Source organism: Methylobacterium sp. Leaf89 (assembly GCF_001422215.1).
Classification (GTDB): Bacteria; Pseudomonadota; Alphaproteobacteria; order Rhizobiales; family Beijerinckiaceae; genus Methylobacterium.
In genome coordinates, this window is sequence record NZ_LMML01000026.1 from 95820 (window position 1) to 111643 (window position 15824).

General features: G+C 71.7%; 16 protein-coding genes. 6 read left to right on the forward strand and 10 right to left on the reverse strand.

The features are described from left to right. The first annotated feature begins 29 nt into the window (after positions 1–29). Together ASF18_RS09875 and ASF18_RS09880 are read left to right on the forward strand one after the other, a co-directional pair. A complete protein-coding gene (locus ASF18_RS09875) occupies positions 30–917 on the forward strand; it encodes an SMP-30/gluconolactonase/LRE family protein (protein WP_056351151.1) in 888 nt (295 codons plus the stop codon). A gap of 168 nt (positions 918–1085) precedes the next feature. Then, complete coding sequence (locus ASF18_RS09880; RefSeq protein WP_056351245.1) at positions 1086–1301, forward strand: hypothetical protein; 216 nt, start codon at positions 1086–1088, stop codon at positions 1299–1301. 36 nt (positions 1302–1337) lie between these two features. Here ASF18_RS09880 and ASF18_RS09885 read toward each other — a convergent pair whose 3' ends face one another. Further along, positions 1338–2159 carry a hypothetical protein gene (locus ASF18_RS09885; RefSeq protein ID WP_056351153.1) on the reverse strand — a complete coding sequence of 274 codons (822 nt, stop codon included), beginning with the start codon at positions 2157–2159 and terminating at the stop codon, positions 1338–1340. An 86-nt stretch (positions 2160–2245) separates the two neighbouring features. Next, entirely contained in the window at positions 2246–4315 is a 2070-nt protein-coding gene (locus ASF18_RS09890; RefSeq protein WP_056351248.1) for a M3 family metallopeptidase, read from the reverse strand. Positions 4316–4674: 359 nt separating this feature from the next. Between ASF18_RS09890 and ASF18_RS09895 the strand changes: the two genes are divergently transcribed. Together ASF18_RS09895 and ASF18_RS24690 are read left to right on the forward strand one after the other, a co-directional pair. Continuing rightward, positions 4675–5439 (forward strand): extensin family protein, encoded by a 765-nt coding sequence (locus ASF18_RS09895; RefSeq protein WP_156649762.1) that lies wholly within the window; start codon positions 4675–4677, stop codon positions 5437–5439. 70 nt (positions 5440–5509) lie between these two features. Then, entirely contained in the window at positions 5510–6811 is a 1302-nt protein-coding gene (locus ASF18_RS24690; protein ID WP_244472649.1) for a L,D-transpeptidase, read from the forward strand. Here ASF18_RS24690 and ASF18_RS09905 read toward each other — a convergent pair. The 3 genes from ASF18_RS09905 to ASF18_RS09915 are packed head-to-tail and all read right to left on the reverse strand — an operon-like array spanning position 6798 to position 9603. Next, positions 6798–7535, reverse strand: a complete 738-nt coding sequence (locus ASF18_RS09905) for an ABC transporter permease subunit (protein ID WP_056351155.1) — start codon at positions 7533–7535, stop codon at positions 6798–6800. The two genes, ASF18_RS24690 and ASF18_RS09905, sit on opposite strands and share 14 nt — an antisense overlap. Then, complete coding sequence (locus tag ASF18_RS09910) at positions 7532–8713, reverse strand: ABC transporter permease subunit (RefSeq protein WP_244472650.1); 1182 nt, start codon at positions 8711–8713, stop codon at positions 7532–7534. Before ASF18_RS09910 ends, ASF18_RS09905 begins: the two co-directional genes overlap by 4 nt. Next, a complete protein-coding gene (locus ASF18_RS09915; RefSeq protein ID WP_082487363.1) occupies positions 8710–9603 on the reverse strand; it encodes a glycine betaine ABC transporter substrate-binding protein in 894 nt (297 codons plus the stop codon). The genes ASF18_RS09910 and ASF18_RS09915 overlap by 4 nt, the downstream gene beginning before the upstream one ends. 352 nt (positions 9604–9955) lie before the next feature. Here ASF18_RS09915 and ASF18_RS09920 point away from each other — a divergent pair, with 352 nt between their 5' ends. Continuing rightward, complete coding sequence (locus tag ASF18_RS09920) at positions 9956–10345, forward strand: response regulator (protein ID WP_056222745.1); 390 nt, start codon at positions 9956–9958, stop codon at positions 10343–10345. Positions 10346–10347: 2 nt separating this feature from the next. Here ASF18_RS09920 and ASF18_RS09925 read toward each other — a convergent pair whose 3' ends face one another. Both ASF18_RS09925 and rsmI read right to left on the reverse strand, forming a co-directional pair. Then, the gene (locus ASF18_RS09925; protein WP_056223020.1) at positions 10348–10728 is read right to left on the reverse strand and encodes a YraN family protein; all 381 of its coding nucleotides are present in this window, start codon (positions 10726–10728) and stop codon (positions 10348–10350) included. Then, positions 10718–11686, reverse strand: a complete 969-nt coding sequence (gene rsmI / locus ASF18_RS09930; RefSeq protein WP_056222748.1) for a 16S rRNA (cytidine(1402)-2'-O)-methyltransferase — start codon at positions 11684–11686, stop codon at positions 10718–10720. The genes ASF18_RS09925 and rsmI overlap by 11 nt, the downstream gene beginning before the upstream one ends. Positions 11687–11807: 121 nt before the next feature. Between rsmI and ASF18_RS09935 the strand changes: the two genes are divergently transcribed. Beyond that, positions 11808–13022: a penicillin-binding protein activator gene (locus ASF18_RS09935; protein ID WP_056351159.1), complete on the forward strand. Its 1215-nt coding sequence runs from the start codon at positions 11808–11810 to the stop codon at positions 13020–13022. Here the strand turns inward: ASF18_RS09935 and hemW are convergent, their stop codons facing one another. The 3 genes from hemW to rph form a co-directional block, all read right to left on the reverse strand. Beyond that, positions 13023–14201: a radical SAM family heme chaperone HemW gene (gene hemW, locus ASF18_RS09940; protein ID WP_056351161.1), complete on the reverse strand. Its 1179-nt coding sequence runs from the start codon at positions 14199–14201 to the stop codon at positions 13023–13025. It lies immediately after the preceding gene. Between the two features lie 69 nt (positions 14202–14270). Next, positions 14271–14903, reverse strand: coding sequence for an RdgB/HAM1 family non-canonical purine NTP pyrophosphatase (gene rdgB / locus ASF18_RS09945; RefSeq protein ID WP_056222757.1), 633 nt, complete (start codon positions 14901–14903; stop codon positions 14271–14273). Next, positions 14900–15628 (reverse strand): ribonuclease PH, encoded by a 729-nt coding sequence (gene rph / locus ASF18_RS09950; RefSeq protein WP_056351255.1) that lies wholly within the window; start codon positions 15626–15628, stop codon positions 14900–14902. Before rph ends, rdgB begins: the two co-directional genes overlap by 4 nt. Positions 15629–15824 lie beyond the last annotated feature (196 nt).

Genomic DNA, 15824 nt, shown 5'->3' on the forward strand with positions numbered 1-15824 from the left:
AGCCCCTGCCGAGCCCGGAGCCCGACCCGATGACCCTGCGCGTCCATCCGCACACGCCCCGCGTCGCCGTTCCCTGCCGCTGCGCACTCGGCGAGGAAGCGACCTGGGACGCCCGCTCGGGCACGCTCAGCTGGGTCGACGTCGAGACACCGACGATCTGGCGCTACGACCCCGCGAGCGGGGCGACCCAGCGCTATCCGCAGGACGAGAAGCTCGGATTCGCGCTTCTCACGGAAGATCCCGGCACGGTGCTCGCCGGCTTCGAATCCGGTGTCGTGCGGCTTCACTTGGAGAGCGGCCGTCGGGATCCGCTGGTGGCGCCCGACGATCATCGCTCGGGCAACCGGCTCAACAGCGGCCATGTCGGACCGGACGGCGCCCTCTACTTCAGCACCATGGACGACGCCGAGGCGGAGCCCACCGGCACCTTCCACCGCTGGCACGGTGGGCGCCTCGATGCCTTCGGAGGGCGGGTCGCCGTGTCGAACGGACCGGTGATGACGGCCGACGGCAGCCGGATCTACACCGCGGATACCGCCGAAGGGGTGATCCGGGTCCATCCCATCGCGGAGGACCGCATCGGACCGCCCCAGCCCTTCGCGGCCTTCGAAGCCGATTGGGGCAAGCCGGACGGCCTGACGGTCGATGCCGCCGGGTATCTCTGGGTCTGCCATTACGGCGGATCGCGCATCACCCGCTTCGATCCGGAGGGGCAGATCGAGCGCGTGCTGCCGGTGCCCACCGCGCTCGTCACCAAATGCGCCTTCGGCGGCCCGGATCTGACGACCCTGTTCATCACCACCGCCCTGCGCGGGCGCGACCCGGCCGACGACCCGCTGGCCGGCCACCTCCTCACCGTCGAGACCGACATCCGGGGCCTTCCCGCGGCGATCTACCAGGATGCGCGAACACTGTAATCAGGTGCGCTGCCGCACCGCGTTAACCTTCGGTCCGGCGCAGAGGTGAATTAACGGTAAATAATTGTGGGCTTTCGGAACTTATTGCCGCTGTCCCCATTATCTGCCAATGACGGGTCCTGAGGCTCCCTCCGGGGGCCCTTCAGGACCTCGGGTCCGGTGACCGCCATGCCAGTGTTCGAAGCCAAGAACCTCGATTCCGACTTCGAAGGCTTTGCCTTCCTGACCGCCATCCTGCATCCGTCGGCGGAAGCGCAGACGCGGGCACTGACCCACGGGCGCAACCGCGCGGCGCGGGGGTCGATGATCGCGGATCCCCTGACGATCGAGCCCCGCTTCCCCGTGCGGAACGCCGAGACCGAGATCGAGGCCCAGGCGTCCTGACCGCGGTTCGTCAGGTCGGCCGAACTCGGCCCGGCCTCACCACGCCTGCGGCGTGATGATGCCCTGCTTGGTGACGACGACCCAGCTCTTGCCCCGCCGTTCGATGCCCTCGATGCGTCCGACACCCGGAACGGTGTCGCCCGGGCCGACCTCCACGAGGCGGCGTTTGCGATCCTCCAGGACCGCCACCCCATCGTAGACCTCCCGGACCGCCCAGCCCTCGGCGGGTGACGGTTTCGGCTTGTCCGGAAGCGCGCCCGTCTCGGTGGGCTCGGGGGCGGCAGGTTTGGCGGCCTGGGGCGCGACGACGGGCGGCGGAGCCGGGGCCGCCGTGCGCTTCTCGATCTGCAGGGTGAGGGCGGCGAGGCGGGCGCTCTGGTCCTTCTCCGCCTGCTCGAGGCGGTCACCGGTGGCGGCGAGCTTCGTGGCGAGGCCCTGCTCTGCGCGGCCGAGGCGCTCGGCGAGATTCGTGTGGCGCGCCTTGGCCTCCTGGCGGCCGGCCTCCGCAATGTCCTGAAGTTGTGCGAGGCCCTTGGCCAGGCGCTCGACCTGCCGCTCGGATTCGGTGCGGCCGATCTCCATCTGGTGGCGGATCTGCGCCAGGGTCTCGCTGCCGTCCGCCCCGCGCGGGGCTGCGAGGCTCATCGCGCCGGCCCCCATGAGGGCACCGAGCCCGAGGCTTACCGCGGCGATGGCGAGGAGACGCGGCTCGGGGCGGAGCTTCGCGGTCCAGGGGGCGCCGCCGGCGACGGGCGGCGCAGCGGCCTTCTCGGCCGACGCGCGGGCGCCGAGGATTGCTTGCTTGAGCAGGGTGTCGGGCGAGGGGTCGGCCGATGCCGCGAGGGCCTTATCCGTCATGACCAATGCTTCCTGATGGGGCAGGAAGCATTGGTTAAGGCTGTTTCTTTACGAAACCGTTACCCTGTCTCCCGCGTGGCGGGTCGTCAGGCCGCCAGCCCCCGCTGGCGCAGGAGCGGGTCGATGCTCGGCAACCGCCCCCGGAAGGCGGTATAGGCCTCGCTCGGATCACGCAGGTTGCCGGCCCCGTACACGTACTTGCGCAGCCGCGCCGCGGTCTCCGGATGGAAGATGTCCCCGGCCTCGCGGAAGGCGTCGAAGGCGTCGGCATCAAGCACCTCGGACCAGAGGTAGCTGTAGTAGCCGGCCGCGTAGCCGTCGCCCGAGAAGATATGCGCGAAATGCGGCGTCCGGTGCCGCATCGCGATCTCGGCCGGCATGGCGATGCGCTTCAGGGCGTCCGCCTCGAAGGCCGCCACGTCGAGCCCGTCCTCGCCGGCGCTCGACAGGTGCAGCGTCATGTCGACGATCGCCGAGGCGGTGTACTCGATGGTGGCGAAGCCCTGGTTGAAGGTCCGGGCCGCGAGCAGGCGCTTCAGCAGGTCCTCGGGCATCGGCTCACCGGTGCGGTAGTGCCGGGCGTGCTTGCGCAGCACCTCCGGCTGTTCGAGCCAATGCTCGTAGAGCTGCGACGGCAACTCGACGAAGTCGCCCGCCACCGCGGTTCCGGCGAGGAGCGGGTAGGTCACGTCGGAGAGGAGGCCGTGCAGGGCATGGCCGAACTCGTGGAACAGCGTCCGGGCATCGTCGAAGGAGAGCAGCGTGGCCTCGCCGTCCGGCGCCTTGGCGAAGTTCATCACGTTGACGATGATCGGTTTGATGTCGCCGTTGAGCCGCTCCTGCGACCGGAAGGCGCTCATCCAGGCGCCGCTGCGCTTCGTGGCGCGGGCGAAGTAGTCGCCGAGGAACAGGCCGACCTCGGACCCGTCCGCGTTGCGCACGGCCCAGGCGCGCACGTCCGGATGATACCGTGGCACGTCGGGCAGTTCCGCGAAGCGCAGGCCGAAGAGACGCTCGGCCGTGTCGAAGGCCGCCGCGATGACGCCGTCGAGGGGCAGGTACGGCTTGATCTCGCCCTCGTCGAGGTCGTGCTCGGCCCGGCGCAGCTTCTCGGCGTAGTGACGCCAGTCGTGCTTGGCGAGATCGAAGTTGTGGCCTTCCGCCTGAACCAGCGCCTGCAGCCGGTCCCGCTCGGTGGCGGCCTGGTGGTGCGCCGGCGTCCAGACGTTGCGCAGGAGGTCCATCGCCCGGTCGGGCGAGCCTGCCATCGTGTCCGAGAGCTTGAAATGGGCGAAGCTGTCGTAGCCGAGCAGTCGGGCCCGCTCGGCCCGCAGCGCGACGATCTCGGCGATGAGGCCACGGTTGTCGGTGGCGCCGCCGCTCTCACCGCGGCGGGTCCAGGCGTCGTAGGCCTTCTCGCGCAGGTCCCGGCGCGTGGAGAAGACGAGGAACGGCTCGATCAGCGAGCGCGACAGGGTGATGACGTGGCCGTGCGCGCTGGCCCGCTCCCGGGCCGCCGCCGCCGCTGCCGCGCGCAGGAAGGGCGGCAGCCCGGCAAGATCGTCCTCGGTCTCCAGGGGCAGGGCGAAACTGCTCTCGTCGGCGAGCAGGTTCTGGCTGAAGCTGGTGCCGAGCTCGGCCATGCGGGCGGCGATCTCAGCCATCCGATCCTTGGCCTCGGGCGCCAGATCGGCACCCGAGCGGCGGAAGCGGGTCCGGTAGCGGTCGAGCACCCGGCGCTCCTCCGGTCCGAGCTGCTCGGCCTCGGGATCCACCGCGGAGATGCGGGCCCAGAGGGCGGCATCGAGGTAGATCGCGCTGCCGTGGCGGGCCAGGCGCGGGGTGATGGTCCGCTCGACCGCCTGCAGCTCGGGGTTGGTGTGGCTTCCACTCAGGTTGAAGAACACCGAGGCGACGCGGTCGAGGTCGTGCCCCGCTCGCTCCAGAGCCGCGACTGTGTTGGCGAAGGTCGCCGGGGCGGTGTCGGCCGCGATGGCGTCGATCTCGGCCCGGTGGCTGGCCAGCGCCGCATCGAAGGCCGGGAGATAATGGGCGGGCACGATGTCCTCGAACGGCGGCAGGCCGTGGGGCGTCGACCAGGCCGGGTCGGCGAAGGGGCCGATCCGCGCCGCGGCGGCGGTCGTCTCGTGAGCCATCTCCTGGGAAGCGTCGGGCGTGCCAGTGGTCATTCGCAGTCCTTCGTCCGGTTCATCGCGCGTCGCGCCGCAAGGTAAGCACCCAGGCGCGAAGCGCAAATGCGGGCCTACGCCCGCAAGCGACACGGCATCGGTTTCGTCTCTGGGTTGACGCGGTAAAGGCCCCGCGCGAACCCGCAGCGCCTCCCGACCGTTACCGGCGGTCCGGGGCCCCGGACCAGATGGAAAACGAGATGCGTCACCGACCCGCCTGTCGCCTTGCCGGAGCCGCGATCCTCGTCCTCGCCGGCCAACTCGGCCTCACGCGCGACGGTTCGGCGCAGGAGAAAGGCGTGCCGTCGGATGCGACGGCGATCCCGATGCCGCCGCCGGCGCCCCCGCCGCGCCCAACCGAGCTCCCCCCGCCGGCCCAGGTCGAAGCGCCGCGCCCACCCGAACGACCGGCGGAACTGTCGCCGCCGGCAGAGGCGGCAAAGGCGCGCGAGGCCGAACCGGTGAAGCCCGCGGACGGCGGGGAAGTGCCGGCACCGCCCCCGCGACCCGCCGAACTCTCGGCCCCCGCCCTGGCCATCACCGTGGTGCCCGTCGACGACGGCGCCTGCCGGCGTCGCCTGGAGCGCCTCGGCGCACGCTTCGAGCCTCTGCCGGCCATCGCGAACGGTCAGTGCGGGGCAGCCAGGCCCCTGAAGGTCACGGCGCTGGCCGACGACCTCGCCCTGGCGCCGCCGGTGACCCTGGTCTGCGAAGCCGCCGAATCCCTCGCCCGCTGGGCGACGGAGGCGCAGGCGGCCGCCGAGCGCGACCTCGGCCAGCCGCTGAAGGGGCTGACGATCGGCACCTCCTACGAATGCCGGGGCCAGAACCACGATCCCGATGCCAAGCTCAGCGAACACAGCTTCGCCAACGGCATCGACGTGATGGGCTTCACCTTCGCCAACCGCCGGGCCCTCTCGGTGCTGGCCGCGCCGGAGGGAACGCCGGAGGCGACCTTCCTGGCCGCCGTACGCGGCCGGGCCTGCGCGTTCTTCCGCACGGTCCTCGGCCCGGGCTCGGATGCGGCCCACGCCAACCACCTCCATCTCGACGAGCGGCAGCGGAATGCCGGCCACCGCCTCTGTCAGTGAAGGGCGGAACGCCGGACGGCCCCGCGCGCTTACTCCTGCGCCATCAGGCGGATAGCGCGGGAGTTCTTCGGTGATCAGGTATCCTTCGACACGCATCGGCGGCGGTCTCGCCGCCCTCGCCCTGGTCGCCCTGGCGGGCGGCGCGCAGGCCGAGACGAAGGACAAGGCGGAGGGACCGGCCCTGACGCGCGAGGCGGTGGAATCCGCAGCCCTGGCGCCGACCGGGGACGCCGCGAAGGCCGACGCCCAGGGCGGCGAACCGAAGACGGGCGCGGCGAAGAGGACGGACAGGGCCGAGTCGAAGGGCGAGGCGGCCAAGCGCAGCGGGGCGAAGCGCCCGGAGCCGGCGCTCGTGAAGGCGCAAATCCTCCTCGATCGGGCCCATTTCTCGCCCGGCGCCATCGACGGCCGGGACGGCGACAACCTTCGCGGCGCCTTGGCGGCCTTCGCCTCCGCCAACGGCCTGAAGGCCGAAACGGAGATCGCGCCCGACCTCGCCGACACGCTTCAGGCGACGAGCCGTGATCCGGTGCTCACCGAATATACAGTCACGGAGGCCGATGCGGCGGGGCCCTTCGTCGAGAAGATGCCGGCGAAGATGGAGGAGCAGGCCGATCTCGACGCGCTGGGCTATACAAGCCCCCGCGAGATGCTGGCCGAGCGCTTCCACATGGCCCCGGATCTCCTCGGCGCGCTCAACCCCGACGCGGATTTCGGCAAGGCCGGTACGGTGATCTTGGTCGCCGCGGTGAAGCCGCTGGAGACCGGCAAGGCGACGACGGAGGAGAAGGCCGCGAAGAAGCAGGCGCAGGAGGCCAGCAAGATGGAATCCGGCAAGACGGAATCCGGCAAGAGAGATTCCAGCGAGAGGGAGTCCAACAAGGATACCGGCAAGGCGACGGACACGAAGGGCTCGAACGCCCAGGCGGTCGATCCCGAGGCGCGCGACGCGAAGGACGTGACCCGCATCGAGGTCGACAAGGAGAGCCGCGCCGTGCGGGCCTTCGACCGGGACGGCAAACTCGTCGCGTTCTATCCGGCCTCGATCGGCAGCGAGGAGAAGCCGGCCCCGTCCGGCGACGCGAAGGTCGAAGGCGTCGCCTACGCGCCGACCTACACCTACAATCCGAAGTACCAGTTCGCCGGCGTGAAGGCGAAGACCAAGTTCACCATCCCGCCCGGCCCCAACAATCCGGTCGGCGTGGTCTGGATCGATCTCTCGATCCCCTCCTACGGCATCCACGGCACACCGGAGCCGGAGAAGGTGGGCAAGACCGAATCCCACGGCTGCATCCGCCTGACGAACTGGGATGCGCGCGACCTCGCTAACCGCGTCAGCCGCGGCGCGCAGGTGGTGTTCAAGGACGAATAGCGCGCCACCCGCCGACGCCGGCCAGCAGCGCGGCGTCGGCCAGGAACGCCAGGGCGGCCGTGGCGGCGGTGCCCTGGAGCATCGCCACGGTGTTCTGGTTCTGCAGGCCCGACACGATGGGCGTGCCGAGGGTCGAGGCCCCCGCCAGGGCGCCGACGGCGGCGGTGGCGATGGCGAGCACCAGGGCGGTGCGCAGGGTCTCGACGATATCGGGGGCGGCCAGGGGCAGTTCGATCCGTACCAGGATCTGGTGCCGGGTCAGGCCGATCGCCCGTCCGGCCTCGCGGACCTCCGGTGCCACCCCCGCGATGGCGCCCGCCGTCCCCCGCAGGACCGGCATGATTCCGTAGGCGACGAGGGCGAGCAGCGTCGGGGGACCTCCGAAGCCGAGGATCGGCAGGGCGAGCGCAACCACGACCACCGGGGGCACCGCCTGCGCGGCCGCCGCGAGTCCATCGATCAACGGCCGCCAGGGTTCTGCGAAGCGGCGCGTGATCAGGATGCCGAGGCCGATCCCCAGGACGGCCACGAGGGTGAGGCCGGTTCCGGCCAGGGCGAGGTGCTTCCATGCCAGGTCGAGGAGGCGCTCCACCGACAGGGGACGCCGCGCCGGCTCCCCCAGGGCCTCGGTGATCCAGCTCGCCACCCTGGGATGACTGGCCACAGCGAGGCCGAGGCCCATGAGGGCGAAGCCGAGGGCCGCGGTTCGTCGCGACCGGCTCATGCGTGCCACCGCCGCCGCGCGGCGGCCTCCAGTCGGCTGAGACCGCGCTCGGCCAGCAACGAGAGCACCACGACCGGGATCGCCCCGAGGAGGATCAGGTCGGGTGCGAACTGCGCCATCCCGTCGAAGACGATGCGGCCGAGGCCGCCGGCCCCGACAAGGGCGCCGAGGGTGGCGAGGCCGAGGCCCTGCACGGCCGCCACCCGCACGGCCCCGACGAGGATCGGCGCACCGATCGGCAGACGGACCCGCGCCAGCACCTGTCCCCGCGAGAGGCCGAGGGCCTCGGCAGCCTGCAGGGTGTCGTCGTCCGGCGCCCGCAGGGCCAGGGTCAGCCCGCGCCAGAGGGGCAGGGCCAGATAGGCGGCGATGGCGACGATGGGGGGGACGGGGCCCAGCGCCGAGAGACCAAGGTCCCGCAGGATCGGAACGGCGCGGAGGAGGCCCGACATCACGGCGACCATTCCCCCGAGGAGGGCCACGGCGGGCACGACTTGAATCCCGCCAAGGACCACGGCCACCAGCCCCTGCGGGAGCAGCGACAGCCCGACTGCGAGGAGACCCGCGAGAATGAGGGACGCGCCCGCGAGGGCGAGATGCTCCGCGAGCGCCGCGTTCACCGTCTCGCGCCGCGCCGCGTACTCGACCGCGAGCGAGAGGGCATCGAAGGCGCCCGACCACCCGAGGACGACGAGCGCCAGGCCCAAGCCGAGGCCGATGGCGAGGCCGAAACCCGGTTTGCGAGACCGCCGAACCGCGAGGCCGAGGGCGCCGGCGAGGAGGAACAGGCCGAGCCAGGATCCCGATCCGAGACTGGCCCGCGCGGCCGGCGGGAGTTCGGCGATGGACCGGGCAGCACCGGCGCCGAGGCCCTGTCCGAAGGCCAGGATGGCCAGGAGAAGCAGAAGCGTGGCGAGCGCCGCCGCCGCCCGCTTGCGCGAGACCACGAGGGCGATGGCGAGGGCGCTCATTGCGAGAACCAGGGCGCCGGTTGCGCCGAGCGCCTCCGAGCCGGTCCGTGGATCCCCGAGCGCGAGCCGGTTCTGCGCGATGGTGAGCACCGGCAGCCAGGTCAGGGCGAGCGCCAGGGCACCGAGCCAGGCGGTGCCGACGAGCAACGCGAGGACGCGCCCGATCCCGACCGTCCGCAGCGCGCTTCCCGATATCCCCGCCGTCACGGCAGCAGCCCGTTCTCGGACAGGTAACGGGCCGCCACCGCTTCGGCCACGTCGCCGTCCACGGTGATGCGCGCGTTCAGCCGCCGCAGGGTCTCGGCGTCGAGGCGGGTGAACACGCGCGCCAGGGCGGGCGCGATCTCGGGGTGGCGGGCGAGGTCGGCCTGCCGGATCACCGGGGCCACCTCGTAGACGATCTGGGCATCCAGGGGATCGCTCATGACGACGAGGTCGAGCGCCGCGAGGGCCCCGTCGGTCCCGTAGACCATCCCGGCATTCACGCCGCTGATCCCCTGCGCGGCCGCTCGCGCCGTGACGGACGTGTCACCGCCGGGCAGGCTGATGATGCGATTCAAGGGCAGGGCGAAGCCATAGGCCGCCTCGAAGGCCGGCAGGGCCGCCGGACTCTCCACGAACTCGGTGGAGGCGGCGAGCCGAATGAGGCCGCGGCGGACCGCTCCGGCGAAGTCGGTCATCGTGGTCAGGTGCTCGCGCCGTGCCAGGTCCCCGTTGACGGCGATCAGCCACGTGTTGTTGGCCGGTGCCCGGGTCAGCCAGGCGAGGCCGCGCTCGGCGTCGCGCCGCCGGATGGTGTCGTAGGCGCCCTGCGGCGACTTCCAGATCGGATCGGTCTCCGTGCCGGTGAAGAAGGCGCCGTTGCCGGTGTATTCGGGATAGATCGCGATCTCGCCGGACAGGAGGCTGTTGCGAACGATCAGGGTCGGCCCGAGTCCCAGCTTGCGCAGGACGGGCAGGTTCAGTTTCTCCAGAACCTGGGCGATCATGGCGCCGGTCAGCGCGCCCTCGGTATCGCTCTTCGAGGCGACCACGAGGGGAGACCCGGCCGTGGCCGAGTCGGGAGCCCGCACGCCGGAGAGCGCGAGCCAGGCCATCGCGGACCGTCGCGTCCAGTCTCGCACCCCGGACCGTCCCGTTAACATAGGTTGTTGGCATTCCAGGGGGGGGCTGCCTACCGGTAGGAGTCGGTGGCGCAGAAATGTTTCAGACCGTAACATTGCTGCCCCGCAGACGGCCTTTGACGAGGTTCAGGTGCTTGACACGCCCCACGGAACGGGCGACGGCTCGCTCTGTGCCGGGCTGTTCAAAGGGCCTTGCCGGCTCGCTCAGGCCCTGCATCATTCGCATGTTGCGAGCCTGATTGCACACGGTGGGAGCGAACCCCTGAACACCTTCCGCGGAAGGCGTTCCGGATTTCCAAGTCGATCGAAGGGAAGAAGCCCCGGCGTGAGTGCTCAAGTGGACGAAGACCTTCTCAATGGGGCTCGCGTGCTTGTCGTCGAGGACGAAGCCGCGATCTCGATGCTGCTCGAAGACATGCTGCTCGATTTCGGTTGCACCGTCGTCGGCCCCGCCGCGCGTCTGTCGACCGCCCTCGAGATGGCGGAGAACGAGAGTTTCGAGGTCGCCATCCTCGACGTCAACGTGGCGGGCGAGCCGATCTATCCGGTGGCCGAAGCCATCGTGAAGCGCGACCTGCCCATCGTATTCTCGACGGGCTACGGCGGCGCCGGCATCCGTGAGCCGTTCCGCGATCGTCCGGTCGTGCAGAAGCCGTTCAGCCAGGCCGACCTCAAGCGGACGCTGATCGCAGCCGTGGCGGCCGCGCGCGCCTGAGATCATCGGATCGGAAAGGCGTCGGCCACGTGCCGGGGCCAGGCCCAGGGCGAGACGAACACCGCGTCCGCCCGAAACGTCGCCGCGTCGGTGTTCGGGTGCCGACTGATCCAGGCCCGGACAGCCCGCGAGAATCGGGCGACCTTGCGGGCGTCGATGGCGCCTTGCGCCGCCTCCAGCGTGCTGCGCGCCTTCACCTCCACGAACGCGATCGTCGCCCCGCGCCGGACGATCAGGTCGATCTCGCCCCCCGCCGCGCGAAAGCGCGACCCGAGCGGCCGGTACCCCTTCAGCATCAGGGCGAGGAGCGCGAGGGTCTCGGCCGTTCGGCCGCGCAGCTCGGTGGCGCGCCGGCGCTCGGCCGCAGGGCCCTCAGGTCTCATCGTCGCGCCGGGCCAGGGCCAGGGCACGGGCATAGACGACCCGGCGGGGCTGGCCGGTCTCCTCTGCCACCAGGGTCGCGGCGTCCTTGATCGAGTGCCGGGCGAGCGCCGCCGTCAGGGCCGCATCGAGGCCCGCATCCGTCTCGGCGGCGTCGGGCACCTCGTCCTGCGTGCCGATGATCACCACCACCTCGCCCTTCGGCGCGCCCTCCTCCGCGTAGAGCGCGGCGAGATCGCCGAGGCTGCCGCGCCGGATCGTTTCGTAGAGCTTGGTCAGCTCGCGAGCGACCGCTGCCGGGCGCGTAGGCCCGAGGACCTCCACGGCGTCGACCAGCATCTCGGGCAGGCGATGGGGCGATTCGAACAACACCAGGGTGCCGGGGATGCGCCCGAGCGCCTCCAGGCGGTTGCGCCGCGCGCCGGACCTGGCGGGCAGGAAGCCCTCGAAGAAGAACCGGTCGGTGGGCAGGCCGGCGGCCACGATGGCGGTCATCACCGCCGAGGGGCCCGGAATGGGCGTGACGCTGAGGCCGGCCTCGATCGCCGCCTGCACGAGCTTGAAACCCGGATCCGACACGAGGGGCGTACCCGCGTCGGAGACCAGGGCCAGGGCCTCGCCGCCCTGCATCCGGGCGATCATCCGCTCGCGCACCGCCGCATTGGAATGCTCGTGATAGGCCACCAGGGGCGTGGTGATCCCGTAATGCATCAGCAGCGTGCGGGTGACGCGGGTGTCCTCGGCCAGCACCGCATCGGCGGCGGCGAGCGTCGCCAGGGCGCGGAACGAGACGTCCTTCAGGTTTCCGATCGGGGTTGCCACCACGTGGAGACCGGGCTCGATCGCCTCGGCCTCGGCGGCGAGCCCGAAGGCCGTGAAGGTGGCGGGTGGGCGGGCGCCGGGCCCCGTCGCGGCCGGGTCGCGCCGCCGCCGGGTCCGCGTGTCGATCTTCTGGGTCATGGCCGGGACCTTGCCACGATCGGGGCTCCCTGCGGAATGCTCGGCGGCGCGTCGGTTCACATTTACTTTTGGCCCCTAGGCTGCAAGCCTGGTTCGTCAGCCGGCGACAGGGGGGCCTCCGATGACGCACGCCAACAGGCTGAAATCCGGGCTGGTCGGGATCTCGACCCTGCTCCTGCTCGCGGCCTGCGTCGGAGTGCCGGACGGCGGCGGCCGCGTCTCGAACCGGGTCCCGCCACCGCAGGCGGAAGGCCCGGGGCCCGACGCGCCGATCGCCGCTGCGGGGGGGCGGATCGGCACCGGATCGGTGAAGGTCGCCCTGGTGGTGCCGCTCACCGGACCGGGCTCGGCGGTGGGCACGGCGATGCGCAATGCGGCCGAACTCGCCATCGAGGATTTCCAGAAGTCCGACCTGCAGATCCTGGTGAAGGACGACCGCGGCGCGCCGGACGGCGCCCGCGAGGCGGCCCAAGCCGCCGTGGCGGATGGGGCCGAGGTCGTCCTCGGCCCGCTCTTCGCCGCCAACGTCCAGGCGGCGGCCGGCGTGGTACGCGCGGCGGGCAAGCCCCTCATCGCCTTCTCGACCGATGCCGGGGTCGCGGCCCGCGGCACCTACCTCCTGAGCTTCCTGCCCCAGGCCGAGGTCGACCGGGTCGTCGACGAATCCGTCGCGTCCGGCCGCAAATCCTTCGCGGCGATGATCCCGGATTCGAGCTACGGAAACGCCGTGGAGGCGCAGTTCCGCGAGGCAGTGGCCCGCAAGGGCGCGCGCCTCGTGGCGATCGAGCGCTATCCCGTCGGCAATCCGGCCCCCGCCATCGGGCGCCTCGGCGGCCTGATCACCGGGCCGGCGGCCCAGGCCGACGCGCTGTTCCTGCCGGATACGCCGGATGGCCTCGCCACCGTCGCCCCGGCCCTGACCAAGGCCGGGTTCGCCCCCGGCCGGGTCCGGCCGATCGGCACCGCCGTCTGGAACGATCCCCGGATCTACGCCCTGCCCGCCCTCCAGGGCGGCTGGTTCGCGGCCCCGGACGCAGCCGGCTTCACCGGCTTTTCGCAGCGCTACCAGGCGCGGTTCGGCTCGGTGCCGCCGCGCGTCGCCACCCTGGCCTACGACGCGGTCTCGCTGATGGCGGCCCTGTCGCGCCAGTTCGGCTCGCAGCGTTTCGCAGACACCACGCTGACCAACCCGTCCGGCTTCTCCGGCGTCGACGGGACCTTCCGGTTCCGGCCGGACGGCCCGAGCGACCGCGCCCTGGCGGTCTACGAGATCCGTTCGGGCGCGCCGGCCATCGTCAGCCCGGCGCCGCGCACCCTCGGCCCGTCGGGCACCTGATCAGGCGGCGAGCGCCGCCACCAGCGCGTTGAGCACCGGCGCGCCGGCGGGCGTCGCGGCGATGCGGCCGCCCGCATGTCGGGCGATCAGCCCCTCGGCGACGAGGCCGTCGATCCGCCCCGGGTCGAGGGCCCTCCCCTTCAGGGCGGCGTAGCGCGCGGGGTCGATGCCTTCGCGCAGGCGCAGACCCATCATCAGGAACTCGTCGCCCTGGTCCGAGGCGGCCAGCGTCTCGGTCTCGACGATGCCGTGACCCCGCCCCTCCACCCGGGCGAGCCAGGCTTCCGGCGCCCGCTCGGTGACGGTGCCGATCCGGCCCGCCGCTTCGACGAGGCGTCCGTGGGCGCCGGGGCCGATGCCCGCATATTCGCCGTAGCGCCAGTACAGGAGGTTGTGCCGGGATTCCGCACCGGGCCGGGCGTGGTTGGAGATCTCGTAGGCCGGCAAGCCGGCCCGGTCGCAGACCTCCTGGGTCACGTCGTAGAGGGCACGCGCGGCATCGTCGTCCGGCGGCACCAGCTTGCCGGCGGCGGCGAGGCCGTAGAACGGCGTGCCCGGTTCGATGGTGAGCTGGTAGAGCGACAGGTGCTCCGCCGCCCGGGCGATGGCACCTTCGAGTTCGGCCCGCCACGCGGCCGGGCCCTGGTCGGGCCGGGCATAGATCAGGTCGAAGGAGTAGCGCTCGAAATGCGCCGCCGCGACCCGCACCGCCGCCATGGCCTCGGCTGCGCTGTGCAGGCGGCCGAGTTGCTTCAGGGCGGCGTCGTCCATGGCCTGGACGCCGAGGGAGACGCGGTTGACCCCGGCGGTGCGGTAGCCGCGGAAGCGCTCCGCTTCGACGCTGGTGGGATTGGCTTCCAGGGTGATCTCGACGTCGGGCGTCACGGTCCAGGCGCCGCCGATGGCGTCGAGCAGACCTGCCACGGTGGCGGGCTGCATCAGGGAGGGCGTGCCGCCGCCGAGGAAGACGCTCGATACCGTCCGTCCGGGCGTGCGCGCCGCCACATGGGCGATCTCGGCCCGGAAGGCGTCCAGGAAACGGCCCTCGTCCACGGGCGCGTGGCGCACGTGGCTGTTGAAGTCGCAATACGGGCACTTCGCGGCGCAGAAGGGCCAGTGGACATAGACCCCGAACCCCGCATCGCGGGTCGGGTGGTCCGGGCCTGTCGGTTCGGTCATGACGCGGATGTGCGCGCGGGACCGCCGTTTGGCAATCCCGCGGCCGGTCTCAAGGGCGCCGCAGGCAGTTTACGGACGCCGCAGGCAGGTCTGGGCCAGGAGCACGAAGGCGCGGGCGCGATGCGACAGGGCGTTGCCGGTCTGCCAGTCGACGCCGTGCTTCTCCGCGGAGGAGATCTCCCCGAAGGTGCGGTGGTCGCCGTCGGGCTGGAACATCGGGTCGTAGCCGAACCCGCTCGCGCCGCGCGGCGGCACGAGTTCGCCGAAGACCCGGCCCTCGAAGGTCTCGGTGTGGCCGTCCGGCCAGGCGATCACCAGGGCGGAGACGAAGTGCGCCCGCCGGGTGGTGGCGCCGCGCTTGTCGAGTTCCGCGGCGATACGGGCCATGGCGCCGGTGAAATCCTTGGACGGCCCGGCCCAGCGGGCCGAGAACAGCCCGGGTGCCCCGTCGAGGGCGTTGACGCAGAGGCCGGAATCGTCGGCGAAGGCCGGCAGGCCCGAGGCCGTCGCGGCGGCGTGCGCCTTGATGGCCGCGTTCTCGGCGAACATCGTCCCGGTCTCGTCCGGCTCGGGCAGGCCGAGTTCGCCGGCCGAGACCGCGTCGACGCCGAACGGCGCCAGCAACTCGCGCATTTCGACGAGCTTGCCGGCATTGTGGGTCGCGATGACGACGCGACCCGTGAGGATGCGGTGCTCGCTCATGCGGAGACTCCCTGCGCCACGGCCTGCTTCTGGAGGGCGACGAGGGACTGGATGCCGCTTTTGGCGAGGCGCATCAGCTCGAACAGCTCCTCCTCCGAGAACGGCTTGCCCTCGGCGGTACCCTGGACCTCGACGAGGCCCCCGGTGCCCGTGATGACGAAGTTGGCGTCGGTCTCGGCCACGGAATCCTCCAAATAGTCGAGGTCGAGGACGGGCTTGCCCTTGTAGATGCCGCAGGAGACCGCCGCCACATGGTCGCGCAGGGGGTCGACCGAGATGATCGAGCGGCCGCGCATCCAGGTGAAGCACTCGTGCAGGGCGACCCAGGCGCCGGTGATCGCCGCGGTGCGGGTGCCGCCATCGGCCTGGATCACGTCGCAATCGACGGTGATCTGGCGCTCGCCGATCGCCGGCAGGTTGGTCACGGCGCGCAGGGAGCGGCCGATCAGGCGCTGGATCTCCTGGGTGCGTCCGGAGGGCTTGCCGGCCGTCACCTCGCGCCGGGTGCGCGCGTGAGTGGCGCGCGGCAGCATGGCGTATTCCGCGGTGACCCAGCCCTTGCCGGAGCCGCGCAGCCAGCCAGGGCCGCGCTCTTCCAAGGTGGCCGTGCACAGCACCTTGGTGTCGCCGAAGCTGACGAGGCATGAGCCTTCGGCGTGGCGGGAGACGGCGCGCTCCAGGGTGACCATGCGCAGTTCGTCGTTCGCGCGCTTCGAGGGCCGCATGCCGATCTCCTTACCGGTGTCGATGGAGTGCGGCTTTACGGTTCCGGCCCCCGCCCGGCAAGCGAGGTCGGGCGGATTGCCGGCGCCGCCGGTGAGCCCGAGGTGCGGAACGCCTTCCGCGGCCAAGCGGTTTCTCGTATTCTCCATGCGTCCGCCAGGGGCGACGGTGGACGGCATTGTGTAAAGCACGGGAGAC